23 protein-coding genes and 1 tRNA gene are annotated in these 21,241 nt (G+C 57.6%); 20 read left to right on the top strand and 4 right to left on the bottom strand.

Annotated elements, in window-relative coordinates; genetic code table 11:
• Positions 1–102: 102 nt before the first annotated feature.
• Positions 103–1,377 (bottom strand): OprD family porin, encoded by a 1,275-nt coding sequence (locus ACQKIK_RS01875; protein ID WP_241531125.1) that lies wholly within the window; start codon positions 1,375–1,377, stop codon positions 103–105.
• A 458-nt stretch (positions 1,378–1,835) separates the two neighbouring features.
• Here ACQKIK_RS01875 and ACQKIK_RS01870 point away from each other — a divergent pair, with 458 nt between their 5' ends.
• A complete protein-coding gene (locus ACQKIK_RS01870) occupies positions 1,836–2,264 on the top strand; it encodes an HIT family protein (protein ID WP_499134556.1) in 429 nt (142 codons plus the stop codon).
• Positions 2,264–2,470, top strand: coding sequence for a SlyX family protein (locus tag ACQKIK_RS01865; protein ID WP_045428743.1), 207 nt, complete (start codon positions 2,264–2,266; stop codon positions 2,468–2,470). The genes ACQKIK_RS01870 and ACQKIK_RS01865 overlap by 1 nt, the downstream gene beginning before the upstream one ends.
• Positions 2,471–2,522: 52 nt before the next feature.
• Here the strand turns inward: ACQKIK_RS01865 and ACQKIK_RS01860 are convergent, their stop codons facing one another.
• Both ACQKIK_RS01860 and ACQKIK_RS01855 read right to left on the bottom strand, forming a co-directional pair.
• On the bottom strand, positions 2,523–3,161 hold the full coding sequence (locus tag ACQKIK_RS01860) for a cold-shock protein (protein ID WP_499134554.1): 639 nt from the start codon (positions 3,159–3,161) through the stop codon (positions 2,523–2,525).
• A gap of 292 nt (positions 3,162–3,453) precedes the next feature.
• On the bottom strand, positions 3,454–3,924 hold the full coding sequence (locus ACQKIK_RS01855) for a Dps family protein (protein ID WP_045428739.1): 471 nt from the start codon (positions 3,922–3,924) through the stop codon (positions 3,454–3,456).
• A 371-nt stretch (positions 3,925–4,295) separates the two neighbouring features.
• Between ACQKIK_RS01855 and aspS the strand changes: the two genes are divergently transcribed.
• From aspS to nadA, 17 genes are all read left to right on the top strand, one after another.
• Positions 4,296–6,071, top strand: a complete 1,776-nt coding sequence (gene aspS, locus ACQKIK_RS01850) for an aspartate--tRNA ligase (RefSeq protein WP_499135173.1) — start codon at positions 4,296–4,298, stop codon at positions 6,069–6,071.
• A 75-nt stretch (positions 6,072–6,146) separates the two neighbouring features.
• The gene (locus ACQKIK_RS01845) at positions 6,147–6,893 is read left to right on the top strand and encodes a YebC/PmpR family DNA-binding transcriptional regulator (RefSeq protein ID WP_045428737.1); all 747 of its coding nucleotides are present in this window, start codon (positions 6,147–6,149) and stop codon (positions 6,891–6,893) included.
• A 147-nt stretch (positions 6,894–7,040) separates the two neighbouring features.
• Positions 7,041–7,565 carry a crossover junction endodeoxyribonuclease RuvC gene (ruvC, locus tag ACQKIK_RS01840; protein ID WP_045428734.1) on the top strand — a complete coding sequence of 175 codons (525 nt, stop codon included), beginning with the start codon at positions 7,041–7,043 and terminating at the stop codon, positions 7,563–7,565.
• 77 nt (positions 7,566–7,642) lie between these two features.
• Positions 7,643–8,248 carry a Holliday junction branch migration protein RuvA gene (gene ruvA / locus ACQKIK_RS01835; RefSeq protein WP_064481963.1) on the top strand — a complete coding sequence of 202 codons (606 nt, stop codon included), beginning with the start codon at positions 7,643–7,645 and terminating at the stop codon, positions 8,246–8,248.
• Between the two features lie 156 nt (positions 8,249–8,404).
• Positions 8,405–9,457 (top strand): Holliday junction branch migration DNA helicase RuvB, encoded by a 1,053-nt coding sequence (gene ruvB / locus ACQKIK_RS01830; RefSeq protein WP_499134552.1) that lies wholly within the window; start codon positions 8,405–8,407, stop codon positions 9,455–9,457.
• 51 nt (positions 9,458–9,508) lie between these two features.
• Positions 9,509–9,952, top strand: coding sequence for a tol-pal system-associated acyl-CoA thioesterase (ybgC, locus tag ACQKIK_RS01825; RefSeq protein WP_241530615.1), 444 nt, complete (start codon positions 9,509–9,511; stop codon positions 9,950–9,952).
• Positions 9,953–9,954: 2 nt separating this feature from the next.
• Positions 9,955–10,647, top strand: coding sequence for a protein TolQ (gene tolQ, locus ACQKIK_RS01820; RefSeq protein WP_045428727.1), 693 nt, complete (start codon positions 9,955–9,957; stop codon positions 10,645–10,647).
• A gap of 12 nt (positions 10,648–10,659) precedes the next feature.
• Entirely contained in the window at positions 10,660–11,112 is a 453-nt protein-coding gene (tolR, locus tag ACQKIK_RS01815) for a protein TolR (RefSeq protein WP_045428725.1), read from the top strand.
• A complete protein-coding gene (gene tolA / locus ACQKIK_RS01810; RefSeq protein ID WP_064481965.1) occupies positions 11,112–12,116 on the top strand; it encodes a cell envelope integrity protein TolA in 1,005 nt (334 codons plus the stop codon). Before tolR ends, tolA begins: the two co-directional genes overlap by 1 nt.
• Positions 12,117–12,136: 20 nt before the next feature.
• Positions 12,137–13,414, top strand: coding sequence for a Tol-Pal system beta propeller repeat protein TolB (gene tolB, locus ACQKIK_RS01805; protein ID WP_231108065.1), 1,278 nt, complete (start codon positions 12,137–12,139; stop codon positions 13,412–13,414).
• Positions 13,415–13,463: 49 nt separating this feature from the next.
• Positions 13,464–13,967 (top strand): peptidoglycan-associated lipoprotein Pal, encoded by a 504-nt coding sequence (gene pal / locus ACQKIK_RS01800; protein ID WP_045428720.1) that lies wholly within the window; start codon positions 13,464–13,466, stop codon positions 13,965–13,967.
• Positions 13,968–13,973: 6 nt separating this feature from the next.
• Positions 13,974–14,801, top strand: a complete 828-nt coding sequence (ybgF, locus tag ACQKIK_RS01795; protein WP_241530616.1) for a tol-pal system protein YbgF — start codon at positions 13,974–13,976, stop codon at positions 14,799–14,801.
• Positions 14,802–14,917: 116 nt separating this feature from the next.
• Entirely contained in the window at positions 14,918–15,565 is a 648-nt protein-coding gene (gene queE, locus ACQKIK_RS01790; protein ID WP_241531127.1) for a 7-carboxy-7-deazaguanine synthase QueE, read from the top strand.
• Between the two features lie 32 nt (positions 15,566–15,597).
• The gene (queC, locus tag ACQKIK_RS01785) at positions 15,598–16,272 is read left to right on the top strand and encodes a 7-cyano-7-deazaguanine synthase QueC (RefSeq protein ID WP_463308487.1); all 675 of its coding nucleotides are present in this window, start codon (positions 15,598–15,600) and stop codon (positions 16,270–16,272) included.
• Positions 16,273–16,324: 52 nt separating this feature from the next.
• Positions 16,325–16,400, top strand: a tRNA-Lys gene (locus ACQKIK_RS01780).
• Between the two features lie 195 nt (positions 16,401–16,595).
• A complete protein-coding gene (gene scpC, locus ACQKIK_RS01775; RefSeq protein WP_045428714.1) occupies positions 16,596–18,092 on the top strand; it encodes a succinyl-CoA:acetate CoA-transferase ScpC in 1,497 nt (498 codons plus the stop codon).
• Between the two features lie 240 nt (positions 18,093–18,332).
• Entirely contained in the window at positions 18,333–19,391 is a 1,059-nt protein-coding gene (nadA, locus tag ACQKIK_RS01770) for a quinolinate synthase NadA (RefSeq protein WP_045428712.1), read from the top strand.
• A 60-nt stretch (positions 19,392–19,451) separates the two neighbouring features.
• Here nadA and ACQKIK_RS01765 read toward each other — a convergent pair whose 3' ends face one another.
• Positions 19,452–20,882, bottom strand: coding sequence for a M48 family metalloprotease (locus tag ACQKIK_RS01765; protein ID WP_241530618.1), 1,431 nt, complete (start codon positions 20,880–20,882; stop codon positions 19,452–19,454).
• Positions 20,883–20,988: 106 nt separating this feature from the next.
• Here ACQKIK_RS01765 and ACQKIK_RS01760 point away from each other — a divergent pair, with 106 nt between their 5' ends.
• The gene (locus ACQKIK_RS01760) at positions 20,989–21,240 is read left to right on the top strand and encodes a sulfurtransferase TusA family protein (protein WP_241530619.1); all 252 of its coding nucleotides are present in this window, start codon (positions 20,989–20,991) and stop codon (positions 21,238–21,240) included.
• Position 21,241: the final 1 nt, after the last annotated feature.

Below are 21,241 nucleotides of genomic sequence, written 5' to 3'. Positions count from 1 at the left end.
TGGCGTACAGAATCGTTCCGATGGCGTGCGTCTGCAAGAATGAAGAAGCCCGGCGAGTGCCGGGCTTCTTGTTTAGCTCGAGTTACAGCTGATGGGCCTGTATTACAGGATGCTCAGCGGGTACTCGACGATCAGACGCAGGTCGGTCAGGTCTGTGCCGTACTCATCTTCAGCCCAGTACTTAGCATGACGAACACGCAATGACAAATCCTTGGCGGCCCCTTCCTGCACAACGTATTTTGCCTCAACGTCCCACTCACGCTCTTCAGCCTCACCGGTGGCTGTGCTGATGTCGTAGCCAGTAACGTAACGAGTCATGAACGTCAAACCAGGCACGCCGTAGCTAGCCATGTTGAGGTCGTAGCGAGCCTGCCATGATTTCTCGTCTTCGCCATTGAAGTCCGAGTATTGAACCGAATTGGCCAGCCAGATAGTACCGTTTCCGTCGACGCCGTAGCCATAACCTGCGTCCCCGCTGGAACGCTGATGCGCAACAGTGAAACCATGAGCGCCAATTTTGTAGGTGCTCGCTAAGCTCCAAATAGTGTTGTCGCTACTAGCGGCGTCTACGTCTGTCTTATAGATATTGAAGTCGAATGCAAGGGACTGCTCGGCACCCAGCTCCATATTATAATTTAGATTGCCGTAAATTTTTTCGAAGTCGTCGGCCTCATGTACCTCTACATCTGAGTAGTAGAGAGAAGAGCTGAGCGCGTCGCTGATGGCATAGCTGCCACCGATAAAATTGATACTTTCCAGTGCGCCGTCTTCAAAGCTATCGCGACCAGTCGCAGCCTGAGCGTTAAGCGCTGTAAAGCGACCAGCGTTCAATTCCAGTCCTTCGATTTCGCTGCTGGAAATGATGGTGCCGTCGGCTGTCTCGGGCAGCAGGCGGCTGTCATCCGTGGAGAATACAGGCAGTGCAACGAACTGAGTGCCATACTTGAGGACGGTATTCGAAGCACGGAACTTGATCGCAGCGCCAGCTTCCGAGTAGTCGTCTTGAGCGCGGCTATCTGAGCCGGTAGGGAATATTCCGTTACCACGGCGCCCACGGCCTGTGTCTAGTTTCACGCCCAGCAGACCGATAGCGTCAACGCCGACGCCAATGGTGCCTTGAGTGAAACCTGATTCGAAGGTGCCAATGAACCCGTGGCCCCACTCTTCCCGATAGCTTTGGCGATTGTCATCTATGCCGTCGGTACGACTGAACCCATCGTCGCGGGCGTCACGGTTCATATACAGGTTACGGTTCAGAATCGTCAGGCTGCTGCCTTCGACAAAGCCTTCCGATTCGGACTGGCTGGACGCCAGCGCCATTTGCGACGTGCCGGCCGCAACGGCCATAGCGATAACGCTCCACTTCATCACTTTCATCGTGATTGCTCCTTTGGTTTCAAATTGGTGCTTGCTTTCCTGCGTGCGCCGGAAAGAGGCATCTTTATTTTCGGTATACAAGCTCAATTGAGTCCTTCGTTTGCCTAGCTGGTCGTGACCTGCAGCAAGTCTGGAATGTATTTCCGAGAATTACTGTGTAGCTGGGTAAACTGGCGCGAGCAAGCTTAACTCAGCTATCCGCGTTTTTCTTCCCCCGTTCAAGCAGCTTTTTTGTTCAAAGCAATTACCGTGCACAAAATTCATTCACTGATTTTTGGCGCCGATTCGAGCAGCGGCATGTTGCCGCTTGCGCTAAAGCAGGGCTGTTTTCTGACCTGATTGCACCTCGCCGGTGCACTTTGCTTTGCTGATAGCTTTAGAGCGCTGGAGTATCCTGCGGTAAACGACCAGGCAAAGCTTAGCTGGCGCCGACATCAAATTAGGCAAAGGAGACCGTTATGTTCGTTCTCGATGAACGTTTGCAGCAGGACACGGTGACGCTGGGTGATTTTCCGTTATGCCGGTTGCTGTTAATGAATGATGCCAGTTATCCATGGTTCATCCTGGTGCCCCGTCGGGAGGAGGTTAGTGAGCTGTTCCAGCTGGATCCGGCCGATCAGCAACTGTTGTGGCGAGAGGCGACGGCCCTGGCGGAAATAGTCAAAGACACCTTTGGCGCGGACAAGATGAATGTGGCAACACTGGGCAATGTCGTGAGCCAGCTGCATGTGCATGTGATCGCTCGGCGTCGGGGCGACACGGCCTGGCCGGCCCCGGTCTGGGGCTTTCAGTCCGCCAAGCCCTACAGCGAAGCGCAGCTAGCCGCAATCAAGCAGAAGTTGAAGCTCGTGCTCACCGATGGCTTTCAGTTCGAGGGGGGTAACTAATGGACCTGGAGCAACGCATCACCGATTTGGAAGCGCGCCTGGCTTTTCAGGACGACACTATCCAGACCCTCAATGATGTGCTGGTCGCACAACAGCGCACAGTCGACAGACTGCAGGCGCAGCTAGGTATGCTCGCAAGGCGGCAGGAAGATCTGCAAAGCAGGATGGAAGGCGAGGGAGATGAAGCGCCCCCGCCGCATTATTGATTAGGCGGCGGGGTGTATTGACGGCAGGGTGGCTTAACACCCTGCGCAGGGATCAGTGGTTGAGCGGGTCGGCGACCACATCTTCAGCCTGGAGGCCTTTATCGCGCATCATGATCGTAAATTCGACGCGTTGGCCTTCAGCCAGCACCCGATGACCTTCCCCTCGAATCGCCCGGAAGTGGACAAATACATCGTCGCCACTGTCACGGGAAATGAAGCCGAAACCCTTTGAGGTGTTGAACCACTTGACGGTGCCAGTTTCGCGTCCGGCGGTTGGAGCCGCAGTGTGATTGGGTTGGACCTTACGGGCCTTGCTAGCGCCACGGTGGGCGCCGGCGCTTGTGCTTTTCGTTTGGCTTGTTGCCAGTTGCAGCAGTACGGCAATGAAAGCGAGCATGAGACTGACAAGGGTCGCCGGCTGGCCAGCGAAGCTGGCGACAGGAATCAACACGATGGCCGCCTGGACGGTGACTGCGGCGATCAGCAGCGCGGACGCGCCGAACAAAAGCGGACGGGCATGACTGTTGGTGTTCATTTGAGTTGAGGCGGCGAACTGCACGTTCAGCAGGCCCAGAAGCAGCAGGCACAAGGCTGCAGGTTGAACCAGCAGGGGCATGGCGCCAGTCAGGCTGGGTACGAACGATAACACCAGGGCGGCTACGCCCGTTAATACATGAAGGATCTTAAGCATTCTTATGACTCACAGTTAAATAGCACGACAGAAAGCGGCAGGCTTTCGGGCAAGTGGAGACGCTGAGCCTAAGTGCGGCGATCGCTCATATTTGATGGTGCCCGGCCTGCGGCGCGCGCGAATTTAACAGTAAAGAGTGGCGTCACTCAATTCGATACGGTTGAGGTTGGGGATTGAGCGAGGGCGGGATGAGTTGTGTTGAGCTTTCCAGTGCTCGGTTTGCCTTGGAGGAGGCGGCGGGATAACCGCTCATGCGGCTATCCCGGTTGTACTCGGGTACGCTTGCTAGCGGTCAGGCAGCCAGCAGGCTGCGCAGCATCCAGGCGGTTTTTTCGTGAATCTGCATGCGCTGAGTCAACAGGTCAGCGGTGGGCTCATCGCTGACTTTTTCCAGCAGCGGGAAAATGCCACGTGCTGTACGGACTACGGCTTCCTGACCTTCGACCAGAAGTTTAATCATCTCTTCAGCGGCCGGAATTCCCTCCTGCTCCTTGATCGACGAAAGCTTGGAGTACGCCGCATAGGTACCTGGCGCCGGAAAGCCCAATGCGCGGATCCGCTCGGCAATGTCATCCACAGCCAGTGCCAGCTCGGTGTACTGAGTCTCGAACATCGTGTGGAGGGTATTGAACATCGGCCCTGTCACGTTCCAGTGGAAGTTGTGGGTCTTCAGGTACAGCGTGTAGGTGTCGGCCAGCAGGCGGGACAAACCCTCCGCAATAGCGGCGCGATCCTGTTCGGCAATACCAATGTCGATTTCCATGGTTTTCTCCCGTTTGGTGAATTCGCTGACATTTATGCCAGAAAAAGAGTGTCTTTGGTGAAGTGCTGCGATGGCAGCGGCGGTGTATGGGTTCGAAGGCTCAAAGACGGCTTCGGTTCAAATTGGATGGTTATTGGCTTGATTGCCTGACCCTATCGGCAGCCGGCTGCGTTGAGATGATTATGCAGATATAATCCCGCGCTTGTGTCGGGCGGCTCGTTTTGCCGTGCGAGGAAGCGCTGCGGTGCTGGTGCTTGATCCTCCATTGCCGACGATTGATATTCCGGGCGGGGCGCCACTAGGCAGCCGTCTGCACAGTCGCGATTCAAGCGACCCAACGAATTTCCAAGATGCGAGAAGCGAACCTCACCATGATGCGCAGCCACTATTGCGGCCAGTTGAACGAAAGCCTGGACGGCCAGGAAATCACTCTTTGCGGCTGGGTTCACCGTCGCCGTGACCACGGCGGGGTTATCTTCCTCGATGTGCGTGACCGTGAGGGCCTGGCTCAGGTCGTGTTCGATCCCGACCGTGCCGAAACTTTCGCCGCCGCAGACAAGGTGCGCAGCGAATACGTGATCAGGATTACCGGCAAGGTGCGCCTGCGTCCGGCCGGTGCGGTCAACCCGAACATGACGTCCGGCGCCATCGAAGTACTGGGTTACGAGCTCGAAGTTTTGAACGAGGCGGAAACCCCGCCATTCCCCCTCAATGAATACAGCGACGTGGGCGAGGAAACGCGCCTACGCTATCGCTTCATCGACCTCCGTCGTCCGGAAATGGCCGAGAAGCTCAAGCTGCGCTCGAGAATCACCGCCAGCATCCGCCGCTACCTCGATGAGAATGGTTTTCTCGACGTTGAAACGCCTATTCTCGGGCGCCCGACCCCTGAGGGCGCACGTGATTACCTGGTGCCTAGCCGTACCCATGCCGGTAACTTCTTCGCGCTGCCCCAGTCGCCACAGCTCTTCAAGCAGCTGTTGATGGTTGCGGGTTTTGACCGTTACTACCAGATCGCCAAGTGTTTCCGTGACGAGGACCTTCGCGCCGATCGTCAGCCGGAATTCACCCAGATCGACATTGAAACCAGCTTCCTCGATGAGTCCGACATCATCGGAATCACCGAGGGAATGGTGCGCAAACTGTTCAAGGAGGTACTGGACGTCGAGTTCGGTGAGTTCCCGCATATGCCGTTCGAAGAAGCAATGCGTCGTTATGGCTCCGACAAGCCGGACTTGCGTATTCCGCTGGAACTGGTCGACGTTGCCGATCAGCTGCAGCAGGTCGAATTCAAGGTATTCAGCGGGCCGGCGAACGATCCTAAGTGCCGTGTTGCCGCGCTGCGGGTTCCGGGCGGTGCAAGCATGCCGCGCAAGCAGATCGACGACTACACCAAGTTCGTCGGCATCTACGGTGCCAAGGGTCTGGCGTACATTAAGGTTAACGAGCGCGCTAAAGGCGTTGAGGGCCTGCAGTCTCCCATCGTGAAGAACATTCCGGAAGACAAGCTAAACGTGATCCTTGATCGCGTTGGTGCCGTTGACGGGGACATCGTCTTCTTTGGTGCTGACAAGGCCAAGATCGTATCCGAGGCGCTGGGTGCATTGCGTATCAAGCTTGGCCACGATCTGAAGCTGTTGACCTGCGAGTGGGCGCCGATGTGGGTTGTCGACTTCCCGATGTTCGAGGAGAACGATGACGGCTCGCTCAGCGCGCTGCATCATCCGTTCACCGCGCCCAAGTGCGCGCCGAAGGAGCTGGAGGCCAACCCGGCGGGTGCGCTGTCGCGTGCTTATGACATGGTTCTTAACGGAACCGAATTGGGCGGTGGTTCGATCCGTATTCACCGTAAGGAAATGCAGCAGACGGTGTTCCGCATTCTGGGTATCGACGAGGCAGAGCAGGACGAAAAGTTTGGCTTCCTGCTCGATGCGCTCAAATTCGGCGCGCCGCCGCATGGCGGCCTGGCGTTCGGCCTCGATCGCCTGGTGATGCTGATGACCGGTGCGCAGTCGATTCGTGAAGTCATAGCTTTCCCGAAAACACAGAGCGCCGCGGACGTTATGACCCAGGCACCGGGTGCGGTGGATGGCAAGGCGTTGCGTGAGTTGCACATTCGCCTGCGTGAGCAGCCGAAAGCCGAATGACGGCACAAGAGCCCAGGGAAACCTGGGCTCTTGGTTTCAGCAAGATGAAAAGTTGATCGGAAAGGGAGGCAGTTAATGGCTGGTCATTCCAAATGGGCCAACATCAAGCACCGCAAGGGGCGTCAGGACGCCAAGCGCGGCAAGATCTTCACCAAGCTCATTCGCGAGCTGACGGTTGCCGCAAAGAGCGGGCCTATTCCTGCAGACAATCCACGCCTGCGTTTGGCAGTGGATAAAGCCTTGGTGGCGAATATGTCGCGGGACGTCATCGATCGTGCCATTGCGCGCGGCGCTGGCAACAATGAGGCCGACAACGTCGTCGAGTTGACCTATGAAGGCTACGCGCCTAGCGGGGTCGCCATCATTGTCGAGGCCATGACTGATAACCGTAACCGTACAGCTGCAGAAGTGCGTCATGCCTTCAGCAAGCATGGCGGCAATCTCGGTACGGATGGCTCGGTCGCCTACATGTTCGACCGCAAAGGGCAAATCAGCTTTGCGGCGGGTATAGAGGAGGATGCTCTGATGGAGGCCGCACTCGAAGCCGGCGCCGATGACGTGGAAATGGGCGACGACGGCTCAGCTCTAGTATCAACCAGTTTCACGGATTTTCATGCCGTCAACGAGGCACTGGGTGCCGCCGGCTTCAAGGGTGAGGAGGCGGATATTGCGATGATCCCCTCGATCTCCGCGCCGCTTACTGACCTGGAGACCGCTCAGAAGGTACTGCGCCTGATCGATGCGCTGGAGGATCTCGATGACGTGCAGAACGTCTACCATAACGCCGAAATTCCCGATGAAATCATGGAACAGCTGGACTGATCCGTTGCGTTGAGCAGAGGGCCGGAAGTCACTGAGTGCTTCCGGCTTTTTTGTTGGCGCCGAGCCTGGCGTCCCGTTATGTCGCTGGTCGCCGCGACGGGGCGTCCTTATACTGGTGGCTGGATAAATAGACAGTATGGCGACTGCATGACGCTTATTCTGGGGATTGACCCCGGTTCACGGATCACCGGCTACGGCGTAGTGCGGGATAACGGTCGCAGCTGCGAATATGTAGCGTCGGGCTGCATTCGGACCGGCAGCGGTGAGCTTTCGGCGCGCTTGCAGGCGGTATTCTGCGGCGTCAGCGAAGTCATTAGGCTTCATGGTCCTGTGACGATGGGCATCGAGCAGGTGTTCATGGCGCGCAACGCCGACTCCGCATTGAAGCTGGGGCAGGCGCGAGGGGCTGCAATCGTAGCGGCGGCTGAGCAGGGGCTGGAGATATCGGAGTACACCGCCACGCAGGTTAAACAGGCAATTGCAGGGACTGGCGGGGCGGATAAACAGCAGGTGCAGATGATGGTGATGCATCTGCTGAAATTGACGCAGAAACCGCAAATCGACGCATCTGACGCTCTGGCCATTGCCTTGTGTCATGCACATCATCGTCAGAGCCTGATTCCACACGGTCTTGCCGGCGCTAAGCGAAGAGGCGGACGCCTGCGGCTGTAGCTGAGTTCACCGGTGTTGTTTGAAGTTGTATGAGCAATCCGATCGGCTAAAGATCGATCGAACGAGGATGTATCAACGTGATTGGACGCTTGCGTGGGACCTTGGCGGAAAAGCAGCCGCCTCATCTGATTCTCGATGTCAACGGCATCGGCTACGAGCTCGAAGTACCCATGACTACACTGTATCGCCTGCCTTCGGTGGGTGAGCCAGTCATGCTTCACACCCATCTGGTGGTGCGTGAAGATGCGCATCTGCTCTACGGTTTTGCCGAGAAGCGCGACCGTGAACTGTTTCGTGAGCTAATCAGGCTCAATGGCGTCGGGCCGAAGCTGGCGCTGGCGCTCATGTCCGGCCTTGAGGTGGATGAACTGGTGCGTTGTGTCCAGGCGCAGGACACCTCGGTGCTGGTCAAAATCCCCGGTGTTGGCAAGAAGACCGCCGAGCGGCTGTTGGTCGAGCTGAAGGATCGTTTCAAGGCCTGGGAGACCATGCCGTCCATCGCTACCTTGGTGGCGGAACCTCGGGGGGCTGTGGCAGTCTCAAGCGCCGAGAGTGATGCCGTCAGCGCGCTCATCTCCCTTGGATTCAAGCCGCAAGAGGCGAGCCGTGCCGTAGCCGCCGTACAGGAAGACGATTTGAGCAGTGAAGACCTAATCCGCCGTGCACTGAAGGGAATGGTCTAACGTGGTTGCTCGAGCTTTTTTTGCTGGGTTGCTCGCCACGTTTGGGGCGCAGCGTTATTCGCTTCCCTGCGACCGCGGCGAGTTGCCCGTGTGGTGTCTGATCTCGCAATCCATCTGCGCTCTGCCTGATTCGGCGTGCAGCAAGGGTGAGCGGTTATGATCGAAGCTGATCGTCTGATAACTGCCACCGGTCGGGACCGCGAGGAGCAGTTCGACCGCGCCATCCGCCCGCTGAGTCTTGCTGAATATATCGGTCAGCCGGTGGTGCGCGAGCAGATGGATCTCTTCATCCGTGCGGCGCGTGGACGCAAAGAACCGCTGGATCACACGCTGATCTTTGGTCCGCCAGGGCTGGGTAAGACCACGCTGGCCAACATCATCGCCCAGGAAATGGGTGTCTCGATCAAAAGCACCTCAGGCCCTGTGCTTGAGCGGCCGGGTGATCTTGCGGCGTTGCTGACGAACCTGGAAGAGGGTGATGTCCTGTTCGTCGACGAGATCCATCGACTGTCGCCAATCGTGGAGGAAGTGCTTTATCCCGCGATGGAGGATTTTCAACTCGATATCATGATTGGTGAGGGCCCCGCGGCACGCTCGATCAAACTCGACTTACCCCCGTTCACCCTGGTTGGCGCGACGACGCGGGCCGGCATGCTCACCAATCCGCTGCGCGATCGTTTCGGTATCGTCCAGCGTCTCGAGTTCTACTCGACGGCTGACCTGGCAACGATCGTAACTCGATCAGCCGGAATCCTCGGTCTAATTATCGAGGCGGAAGGGGCTGTTGAAATCGCCCGTCGCGCCCGTGGTACGCCGCGTATTGCCAATCGCCTGCTCCGTCGGGTTCGAGACTTCGCCGAAGTGCGTGGTAATGGCGAAATCAGCCGCAGTACTGCAGACCTCGCGCTGAACATGCTCGATGTCGATGAGCGCGGTCTGGATCATCAGGATCGCCGTTTGCTGCTGACGTTGATCGAGAAGTTCGATGGCGGTCCGGTTGGCATCGACAGCCTTGCAGCTGCTATCAGCGAGGAACGTCACACCATCGAGGATGTGCTTGAGCCCTATCTGATCCAGCAGGGTTACATCATGCGCACCCCGAGGGGGCGCGTCGTCACGCGTCACGCCTATCTGCATTTTGGTTTGAATTTGCCAAAACGCTTGGGCGATACACCGACTCCCGACCTTTTCAGTGGCGACACAGAGTGACGAAAATTTCTTTGTTTTACCCGATTGGCAATTGCAGGGCCTGGCACTAGTATGCGCGCGGAATCACAAGCTCAATTGTTCTCCCATCGGTGTCGCGTGTATTACGAAGATACCGATGCGGGCGGCATCGTTTACTACGTCAATTACCTAAAGTTCATGGAGCGGGCCCGTACCGAGCGGTTGCGTAGCCTGGGTTTTGCCCAGTCGCAGCTGGTTGGTGAAGACCTGCTTTTCGTCGTGCATTCGAGTGAAGCGCGTTACCACGCTCCGGCGCGTCTGGACGATGAGTTGCTGGTAACAGCCGAAGTGGTCGAGGTGAAGCGTGCAAGCCTGCGTTTTAAGCAGCAGGTGCGGCGAGCTGACGATGATGTACTGCTCTGTGAAGGGCAGTTCGTGGTGGCCTGTGTGCGCACCGAGAGTTTGAAACCCCGGCCCATTCCCGAGCTGCTTCGTGTCGCTTTCGTCGGGTCGGGTCTACCTTTAGCAGGAGAGTAAGCGTGGAATCCAACGTCGATCATATGTCCATGTGGAGCCTGATCAGCAACGCCAGCTTTGTGGTTCAGCTGGTCATGCTGATCCTGGTAGGCGCCTCGGTGACCTCATGGATCTTGATTTTTCAGCGCGGCAATATGATCCGAGCTGCCAAGCGTGCGCTGGACGCTTTTGAGGAGCGTTTCTGGTCGGGTATCGACCTGTCCAAGCTCTACCGGCAGGCCGGAAGCAATCCGGATCCGGACTCGGGCGTCGAGCAGATTTTTCGGGCAGGTTTCAAGGAGTTTTCCCGCCTGCGTCAGCAGCAGGGCGTCGATCCGGACGCGGTTATGGATGGTGTGAATCGTGCGATGCGAGTGGCCATCTCTCGCGAAGAAGAAAAGCTCGAGCAGGGCCTGCCGTTCCTCGCAACCGTTGGTTCGACCAGCCCTTATATCGGCCTGTTCGGTACCGTGTGGGGCATCATGAACTCCTTCCGCGGGCTGGCGCAGGTTCAGCAAGCTACCCTAGCCACCGTTGCGCCAGGTATCGCCGAAGCACTGATTGCTACGGCAATCGGGCTTTTTGCGGCAATTCCGGCGGTCATCGCTTACAACCGCTTCGCGGCGCGTGGCGAGATGCTTATCGGTCGTTACTACACCTTTGCCGACGAGTTCCAGGCGATCCTCCATCGCAAAGTTCATACCTCCGAAGATTGAGGCCCGCTGGCCATGGCAAGAATTCGCAACAGACGCAAACCCGTCGCCGAGATGAACGTGGTGCCGTACATCGACGTGATGTTGGTACTGCTAGTGATCTTTATGGTGACTGCCCCAATGCTCAACCAGGGTGTAAAGGTGGACCTGCCAAAGGTCAGCAGCGAAGTGCTGCCTCAGGATAACGATGCGCAGGTCCTGACAATCTCGATCAAAGCCGACAAGACTTATTACTGGAACATCGGCAGCGAGGTCGACACCGATACCGTTCAGGACAAGGCGTTGACGCTCGAGGAAATGACCAAGGCGGTCACCGCGATCATGAACCAGAACCGCAGTCAGGGTAAGCAGATCCAGGTCTTCGTGCGAGGCGATAAAGCCGTGGATTACGGTTCGGTAATGGCGGCGATGGGCGGGCTGCAGGAAGCGGGCGTGGGTAACGTCGGCCTGATTACCGAGGCGCCTTGATGCAACAGCCGGATCGTTCGCGCTCTGAGAGTCTCTACTGGCCCACCATTTTGGCGGTGGGCCTGCATGTCATTATTTTTGGGATGCTCTTCGTTAGCTTCGCCATGACGCCGGAGCTTCCGCCATCCAAGCCTATCGTCCAGGCCACCCTGTATCAGCTCAAATCGCAGAGCCAGGCCAAAGTACAAACGAACCAGAAAATTGCGGGCGAAGCGCAGAAGACCGCTGCTAAGCAGTATGAAGCCGAGCAGCTGGAGCAGCGTAAGGTCGAACAGCAAAAGCAGGCGGCCGCAAAAGCTGCGGAACAAAAAAAGGCTGATGAGGCTCGAAAGGCCGAGGCAGCCAAGGCTGATGCAGTAGAGAAAGTCGCCGAAGCCAAGAAAGCAGATGAAGCAAAAAAAGCCGAGCAGCTGAAGCAGGCGGAGATAGCCAAGAAAAAAGCGGCTGAAGAAGCGCAGAAGAAAAAAGTCGCCGAGGAAGCGAAAAAGAAGGCCGCTGCCGAAGCGGCAAAAAAGAAAGCTGCAGAAGAGGCGAAGAAAAAAGCGGCTGCTGAGGCAGCAAAGAAGAAGGCCGCCGAGGAGGCGAAGAAAAAAGCCGCAGCCGACGCTGCCCGTAAGGCTGCTGAAGACAAAAAGGCACAAGCATTGGCCGAGCTACTTTCGGATGATACGGAACGGCAGCAGGCGATGGCCGATACACAGGGCGACCAGACTGCGGGCAATTTTGATGATCTGATTCGCATGCGGGCTGCTGAAAACTGGACTCGGCCACCGTCGGCGCGAAATAACATGTCGGTAACGCTACGGGTCAACATGCTGCCGGACGGCACCATCACCGCTGCGACTGTTTCACGTTCCAGTGGCGATGCACCGTTCGACAGCTCCGCAGTAGCGGCAGTAAAGAATATCGGTCGGCTGACCGAGATGCAGGGGCTCTCTGCTCAGGATTTTCAGCCGTATCGTTCGTTCACGATGACGTTTACGCCTGAGGATCTTGCGTTGTGATCAATTACCTTCGAGGTTTCATCGTTCTTCTCTTGTTTGTGCTGGGTAATGCCTCAGCCCAGGAGAAGAACATCGTTGTTACCAGTGGCGCGGACCGGGCCATCCCGATCGCAGTGGTGCCGTTCGGCTGGCAGGGTGGCACTGTCCTGCCTGAAGACATGGCCGAGATAATCGGCAATGACATGCGCAATTCCGGAATATTCCAGCCGATTCCCAAGCAGAACATGATCAGTCTGCCCACTCGTGGAACTGAGATCATCTTTCGCGACTGGAAGGCGCTCGGCGCGCAGTACGTCATGGTCGGTAGTATCACTCCGGCTGCCGGCAAGCTGCAGATCCGCTACGAGGTGTACAACGTAGCCACCGAACAGCAGATCCTGACTGGCACTGTGGGTGGTTCCCAAGACCAACTGCGGGACATGGCGCACTACGCGTCCGATCAGGCGTTCGAAAAGCTCACGGGCATCAAAGGCGCGTTCTCGACCCGTCTGCTGTATGTCACAGTCGAGCGTCTTGGTGGGGCCAATACTCGCTATACCCTGCAACGCTCCGACTACGACGGTGCTCGGGCGGTGACCTTGCTGCAATCCCGAGAGCCCATCCTCTCCCCGCGTTATTCGCCGGACGGACGCCGTATCGCCTACGTTTCATTTGAGCAGAAGCGTCCGCGCATCTTCATGCAGCACATCGATACCGGTCGTCGCGAACAGATCACCAATTTCGAGGGGCTCAACGGTGCTCCGGCATTCTCGCCGGACGGCAATCGCTTGGCATTCGTGTTGTCCAAGGACGGCAATCCAGAGATCTATGTGATGGACCTCGGCTCGCGTCAGTTGCAGCGTCTCACTGACCATTATGCGATCGACACGGAGCCATTCTGGGGTGCTGATGGCCAAACCATCTATTTCACCTCAGACCGCGCCGGCAAGCCGCAGATCTACAAGCAGCGTCTTGGCACCAATAACGCAGAGCGCGTTACCTTTGTGGGCAACTACAACGCTAACCCTAAGTTGTCGGCCGATGAGAAGACGCTGGTCATGATCCATCGTCAGGAGGGTTACACGAATTTCAAGGTCGCGGCGCAAGACCTGCAGCGTGGCAATCTGCGCATCCTCTCCGAGACAAGTTTAGATGAGTCGCCCACTGTTGCGCCTAATGGCACCATGCTAATCTACGCGACCCGCCAGCAGGGCCGGGGAGTCTTGATGCTCGTATCAATCAATGGTCGAGTTAGGCTCCCGCTTCCTACTGCTCAAGGCGAAGTCCGTGAGCCATCGTGGTCCCCTTACCTGAACTGATGCGGTATCAACGCTTTATCTAACCAAAACACACCTGGGGTTGTTACACATGGAAATGCTGAAATTCGGTAAGTTCGCTGCGCTGGCTCTGGCTATGGCCGTAGCTGTTGGTTGTTCGTCCAAGGGCGGCGACGATTCAGGCGAAGGTTCCTCTGCCATTGATCCGAACGCTGGTTATGGTGCCGACAGTGGTGCCGTTGACGGCAGCATGAGCGAAGAAGCTGCTCTGCGCGCTATCACTACTTTCTATTTCGAATACGACAGCTCTGACCTGAAGCCGGAAGCCATGCGCGCTCTGGACGTTCATGCCAAGGATCTGAAGTCCGCTGGCAACCGCGTTGTTCTGGAAGGCCACACTGACGAGCGTGGTACTCGTGAGTACAACATGGCTCTGGGCGAGCGTCGCTCCAAGGCTGTTCAGCGTTACCTGGTTCTGCAGGGCGTATCGCCTGCACAGCTGGAACTGGTTTCCTACGGTGAGGAGCGTCCGGTTGCCATGGGCAACGACGAGCAGTCCTGGGCTCAGAACCGTCGCGTTGAACTGCGTAAGTAATAAGCCATGCTCAAGCACCGTTATGCTCTGACGCTTTTTGCACTTGGACTGCCGCTGTTTGCGGCGGCCCAGGTTCCGGTAGTGGACTACGACTCGCAAAACCAAGGTGGTGCGGCTGGGTCGGGTTATTCAACCGGGGCGGATACTGGCGGTGCCTATGTCGGGGGCGGAGCGTCAGCTCCGTCTTCGGCGCAGGGCATGCTCTTCGTGCAGTTGCAACAAATGCAGGAAGAGATCGCGCAATTGCGCGGTATGCTCGAAGTGCAGCAGAACGAGATCCAGCGCCTGAAGCAGGAAGGGCTGGAGCGTTATCAAGATTTAGACCGTCGCTTGTCGGCTGCCTCTTCGGGTGGATCGACCAGCCAGAATTCTTCGACCGCTGGCGCAATTGACGCTAGCGGGGCCGCGCAGGCGCCCACAGGCACCTCATCAGCGCAAACGGCGAGCAGCCAGTCAGCTGATCCTGAAAAGGAAAAGCTTTATTACGACGCTGCATTCGATCTGATCAAAGCAAAGGATTTCGACAAAGCCAGTCAGGCATTTGCCGCTTTCCTGCGCAAGTATCCCAGCAGTCCCTACGCGGGTAATGCCCAATATTGGTTGGGTGAAGTGAATCTCGCCAAAGGTGATCTGCAAGGTGCCGGACAGGCGTTCGCCAGCGTCAGCCAGGCGTATCCTCAGCACAACAAGGTGCCCGATTCGTTGTACAAGCTTGCGGATGTCGAGTTGCGTATGGGTAACCGTGACAAGGCCAACGGGATTCTTCGGCAGGTCATTGCCGATTATCCAAACAGCTCAGCTGCGCAGTTGGCTCAGCGTCAGCTGAATCGATAGGCCATCCCTTGCTTCTGCTTCAAACCCGCCCCTCCGGCGGGTTTTTTCGTTAGAATCGCGGCCCCTTCCCGCAACGGAGGCGGATGGCCTGTTTAGCCGTTACGCCCGTGGCTGATATGCACCATACCTTGCGAATTACCGAGATCTTCCATTCGCTGCAGGGCGAGACCCGCTCCACTGGCCTGCCCACTGTGTTCGTCCGCCTGACCGGCTGCCCGCTGCGCTGTCAGTACTGCGATACTGCCTATGCCTTCAGTGGCGGCGAGGTCATGTCGCTCGATACTGTTTTGGCACGCGTCGCCGCGTATCGACCGCGGTACGTGTGCGTCACGGGTGGTGAACCACTGGCCCAGCCGAACTGCATACCATTGCTTAGGCATTTATGTGACGCCGGCTACGAAGTTTCTCTGGAAACCAGTGGCGCTTTGGATATCTCGGCGACTGACGTGCGGGTAAGTCGGGTGGTAGACCTGAAAACGCCAGGCTCGGCAGAAGTGGCACGCAACCGCTACGAGAACATCGGTCATCTAACGCGCAACGACCAAGTCAAGTTCGTGATCTGCTCGCGTGAAGACTACGACTGGGCAGTGACCAAGCTGATTGAGTACAGGCTAGAAGCGCGGGCGGGTGAAGTGCTTTTTTCACCCAGCCATGGGCAGGTAGCGGCGCGGGCGCTGGCCGACTGGATGGTCGCCGACAACCTTCCGGTGCGACTGCAGTTGCAGCTGCACAAAATTCTCTGGAACGATGCGCCTGGGCATTGACTGGTCGCAGCGGTTTTCGACGGGCTTTAATTATGACTTCCAAGAAAGCTGTAATCCTCTTGTCCGGCGGGCTCGATTCGGCGACCGTGGTCGCGATGGCCAAAGCTGACGGTTATGCCTGCTACAGCATGAGCTTCGATTATGGCCAGCGTCATCGCGCAGAGCTGCAGGCTGCGGAGCGGGTGGCTCAGCACTTGGGCGTAGTTGAGCACAAGGTGATTGGTATGAATCTTAACGGGATCGGCGGATCGGCTTTGACCGATAGCAGTATCGCCGTGCCTGAAGAGCTAGGAGAAGGAATACCTGTCACCTACGTGCCGGCACGCAACACCCTGTTTCTTTCGCTGGCTTTGGGTTGGGCTGAGGTGCTGGGCGCCCGGGACATTTTCATTGGTGTGAATGCAGTCGACTACTCAGGCTATCCCGATTGTCGTCCGGAGTTTGTCGAGGCTTTTGAGCGGCTGGCCAATCTCGCCACCAAGGCGGGTGTAGAAGGGCGCGGGTTTTCCATTCATGCCCCGCTGCAGGACCTAAGCAAAGGGGAGATCATCCAAGCTGGCGAGCGTTTAGGTGTCGACTACAGCATGACCGTTTCCTGCTATCAGGCAGACGAAGATGGGCGCGCGTGTGGCAAGTGCGACAGCTGCCGATTACGTGCAGCCGGCTTCACCGAAGCTGGTGTCCCTGACCCTACACGCTACAAGTGATTCAAAAAAAACTTGATTTACTCAATCAAATCAGTATCATGCGCTCCGCATCGGGTCGTTAGCTCAGTTGGTAGAGCAGTTGGCTTTTAACCAATTGGTCGTAGGTTCGAATCCCACACGACCCACCAAATTCCCTAGGGAACGAAAAAGCCGGAGGCCGAAAGGTCATCCGGCTTTGTTATATCCGCAGTTTATAAAGCTATAAGAACGAGCGTGCGACACGGTTATTAAGGTCAATTCCTCTACGACCTTGGTATGTGACCCGAGCGTCTTTAAACGTACTAGACTGCCATCTTCCGATTTCTCAGTGGTTCGAGGCTCAAATGTATTCTGATCGCATCCGCTTGTCCTCCCTGCATAGCAAGGTCATGAGCGCCGACGAGGCCGCTACTCATGTGCTCGACGGTATGACTGTCGGCATGAGCGGTTTTACCCGTGCCGGTGAAGCCAAGGCCGTTCCCATGGCGCTGATCAAGCGCGCCAAGGAAAACCCGCTGAAAATCAGCCTGATCACCGGCGCCAGCCTTGGAAATGATCTGGACGGCCTGATGGCTGAGGCTGGCCTGCTGGCCCGTCGTATGCCGTTCCAGGCAGACGCAGCGCTGCGCAAGGCGATCAACGCCGGCGAGGTCATGTTCATCGATCAGCACCTGTCGCATACCGTCGAGCAGATGCGTAACCACCAGATCAAGAAACCCGATCTCGCGATCATCGAGGCCGTTGCTATTACAGAAGATGGTCACATCGTGCCGACCACGTCGGTGGGTAACTCCGCCAACCTGGCTCTGTTTGCCGACAAGGTGATCATCGAGCTGAACATGGCGCACAACCCCAACCTGGAAGGTCTGCACGACATCTACATCCCGGGTGAGCGCCCGAATCGCCAGCCGATTCCACTGCTGAAAGTCGATGATCGCATCGGCACTGGCGCCATCCCGATCGACCCGGCGAAGATCGCCGCTATCGTTGTGACGAACCAGCCTGATTCCTATTCCACGGTCACGCCGCCGGACGACGAGACTCAGGCCATCGCCAACCACCTGATCCACTTCTTCAAGAAGGAAGTTGATGCAGGTCGTCTGAGCAACAGTCTCGGCCCGCTGCAGGCCGGTATCGGCAACATCGCCAATGCCGTGATGTGCGGCCTGATCGATTCGCCGTTCGAAAATCTGGTGATGTACTCCGAGGTGCTGCAGGACTCCACCTTTGATCTGATCGACGCGGGCAAGATGGTTTTTGCTTCCGGTTGTTCGATCACCCTGTCCGAGCGCTGCAACAACCGCGTGTTCGGCAATCTGGAAAAATACAAGGACAAGCTAGTTCTGCGTCCCCAGGAGATTTCCAACCATCCGGAGCTGGTGCGTCGCATCGGCATCATCGGCATCAACACTGCGCTCGAATTCGATATCTACGGCAACGTCAACTCAACCCACGTTGGCGGTACCAAGATGATGAACGGCATCGGCGGTTCGGGTGACTTCGCCCGTAATGCTCATATGGCCATCTTCGTCACCAAGTCGATCGCCAAGGGCGGCAATATCTCCAGCGTGGTTCCGATGGTCGCGCACGTCGACCATACCGAGCACGATGTCAGCATCCTGGTAACCGAACAGGGCCTGGCTGACCTGCGTGGCTTGGCGCCTCGTGAGCGTGCGCGTGCGATCATCGACAACTGCGTGCATCCGTCCTACCGCGATGCGTTGAATGCTTACTTCGATGCGGCTTGCAAGAAGGGTGGGCAGACGCCGCACCTGCTGCACGAAGCGATGGATTGGCATACCAATCTCGAAGAACGTGGACACATGCTCAAGGGCAAGTGATGCAGAGCCCGCCGACGAAAGTCGGCGGGCTTTTCAGTTCAGGCTGATATTTTCGTTGTGTCCCCATCCGCTTTCACTTTTCTGAAAGCTTCGGCTAGTATTCCGCCCCCTTGGTAACGGCAGGGGTGAAAGGCTCGGCCCGTCCTCGCTTCATCTCTTCCTTCGCTACGTCCGTATTCTCGGCCTCGATGGCTATAATCGGCGGCTCGTACACCGCCGTGCTTGCAGGAACCAGCGAACATGACGCATATCCCCGAACGTATTCTGGTGCAGGCTCACCTGGCGGCCAAGCAGCCCAAGCCGCTGACGCCTGAGCAGGAGGCGCAGTTGCGCAGTGATATCGCCGCCGAACTGAAGCGGCAGAATGCGGTGCTAGTTGCCCACTATTACACCGACCCGGTGATCCAGGCGTTAGCCGAGGAGACCGGCGGCTGCGTTTCGGATTCGCTGGAGATGGCAAGATTCGGCAATGAACATAGCGCGCAGACCGTGGTTGTCGCAGGCGTCAAGTTCATGGGTGAAACTGCAAAAATTCTTAATCCCGAGAAGCGCGTCCTGATGCCGACGCTGGAGGCCACCTGTTCGTTGGATCTGGGTTGCCCGGTCGAGGAGTTCTCGGCATTTTGCGACCAGCATCCAGAGCGTACCGTCGTTGTTTACGCCAATACGTCGGCCGCGGTGAAGGCGCGTGCCGATTGGGTCGTCACCTCCAGTTGCGCCCTTGAAATCGTTGAGAGCCTGATGGACAACGGCGAAAAGATCATTTGGGCTCCCGACAAGCACCTCGGAAACTATGTGCAGCGTGAAACCGGTGCCGACATGCTGTTGTGGGACGGCGCTTGTATCGTTCACGAGGAGTTCAAGTCAAAGCAGTTGGAGGACATGAAAGCGCTCTATCCGGACGCAGCAGTGCTAGTCCATCCGGAGTCGCCTGAATCGGTGATCGCGCTTGCCGACGCTGTAGGGTCGACGAGTCAACTGATCAAAGCTGCTCAGACCCTGTCCAACCCGATGTTCATCGTCGCTACGGACCGGGGGATCTTTTACAAGATGCAGCAGCTTTGCCCGGACAAGCAGTTCATCGAGGCGCCGACGGCCGGCAGTGGCGCCACCTGTCGGAGTTGCGCTCATTGCCCGTGGATGGCGATGAATACACTCGAGCGCACGCTTGATTGCCTGCGCACTGGCAGCAACGAGATACGGGTCGATCCGGCTTTGATTCCGCGAGCGGTCAAGCCGCTCAAACGCATGCTCGAATTCACTCAGGCTGCTCGAATCAGGCAGGCTGGCAACGCCTGACGCAAGAGCTTGGGCGGGTTGTGAACCTGAGTCCTGCGGCAGACTGAGGCTGCTGCAGACTCAACGCAACATGTCCTCCACCATACGTTTTTCTTCGATCAGCTGTTTCTGCCGGGCATCAATTCGTGCCGCGCTCTGGAAGTTGTTCGAGCGACGTTTGGCGAAGTCCAACTGCTCGATTGCCTGATCATAATCCCCAACAAGTGCGAAATATTCCGCGCGGGCCTGATGCAGGCCGATGATGTTACCGGTGAGGCCACGGATTTCTGCAACCTGATACCAGATGTCCGGGTCCTGTGGCCGGGCGTCCACTAGAGCGTCAAGCTCCTGCTCGGCATCCTGCAGTTTGTTTTCCTTGATCAGCAGATCAATGTTCGCCTGGCGTACCGGATAATTTCCTGGGTAAAGGTTAAGCAAGCCCTGCATCCGCGCGCGCGCGGCGGCAAGGCGGTTAGCGGTGATGTCCAGCTCGATCTGGGCCAGGTTGTAGGTGGCATCGTCCGGTTCTTTTGCCAGCAATGGCTCAAGGTTCAACGCGGCTTCCTTCAGCTGGCCACTTTTCATCTGCGCCAGCGCCAGCCCGTAGCGAGCCGCGTCGAGGTTCGGATCGTCCGCTAGCATCGCGCGGAAGCGCTTGGCGCTGACCCCGGGCGTGCTTTCGAATTTCAGGTCCATGCGAGCGCGTAGCAACTGATACTTCAGACTGTCTTCGACGCCTGTGTCGGGGTATTGCTCGGCGCGGTTCTTGGTGTCGGCAATACGTGATTCGGTGACCGGGTGGGTGAGAAGGAATTCTGGTGGCTTCTGGTCGTAACGATATTGGCGCATCAGGCGGCCGAACATCTCAGGCATGGCGCGCGGGTCGTAGCCGGCTCGTTCGAGGTTGATGATGCCAATCCGGTCGGCTTCTTGCTCATTCTGTCTGGAGAAACGACGCTGAGACTGAATTGCAGCCGCTTGGGTCGAAATAATGGCTGCGATGCCGGCATCGCCTGCACCAGCCGCAGCGGCGACGACGCCGGCGAGCATGGCCGCCATCAGCGGTAGCTGCATTCGTTTTTGCGCTTCCAGCCCGCGAGCGAAATGGCGTTGCGACAGGTGGGCCAGTTCGTGCGCGAGTACCGAGGCGTACTCAGCCTCAGTCTGCGCATGAAGGAACAATCCGCCATTGACCCCAATGATGCCGCCGGGCGCGGCAAAGGCGTTCAGCTGTGGACTGTCGAGCAGCACGAATTCCAGGCGACGATCCTGTAGCTGGCTGGTTTCGGCCAGGCGATAAACGCTGCGCTCCAGATAGTCCTTCAGCAGCGGATCGGACAGCTGAGGGACCTGGCCACGCAACAGGCTGAGCCAGGCTCTGCCCAGCTGATGCTCCTGCTCTGGCGAGACGATGCCGGAGCTGGAGTCGCCGAGCGAGGGAAGGTCGTTGGCTAGTACCGGCTGGCCGATCAGGCAGGCAAGTGTCAGCAGGGTAGGGCGCAGCAATTTCATCCAGACTGGCTCTTGAAGGCGGGAGCGCTACTGTAGCCTTGTGCTCGGGTCGCTGGCCAGAGCCGGGCGCAGCTCGGTATCCTGCAGCCCTTTCGAGGAGATGAACATGATTCAACAGGGTGCCCCCGGCATGGCCTGTGACGCCGAGCTGGATGCGGTCGGGCTGGCCTGCCCGATGCCGCTGCTAAAGGCCAAGCTGGAACTCAATCGACTGGCCAGCGGGCAAGTGTTGAAGGTCACCGCGACCGACCCGGGATCGCAACGCGACTTTCGCAGTTTCGCCAATCTGGCCGGCCATACGCTGCTGCACGAAGATGCGAACGATGGGCTCTACCGTTACTGGCTGCGCAAGGCCTGAC

It is taken from the genome of Pseudomonas sp. NPDC047961 (genome assembly GCF_050272435.1).
GTDB lineage: Bacteria > Pseudomonadota > Gammaproteobacteria > Pseudomonadales > Pseudomonadaceae > Stutzerimonas.
This window is presented reverse-complemented; position numbering and strand designations above follow the sequence as displayed.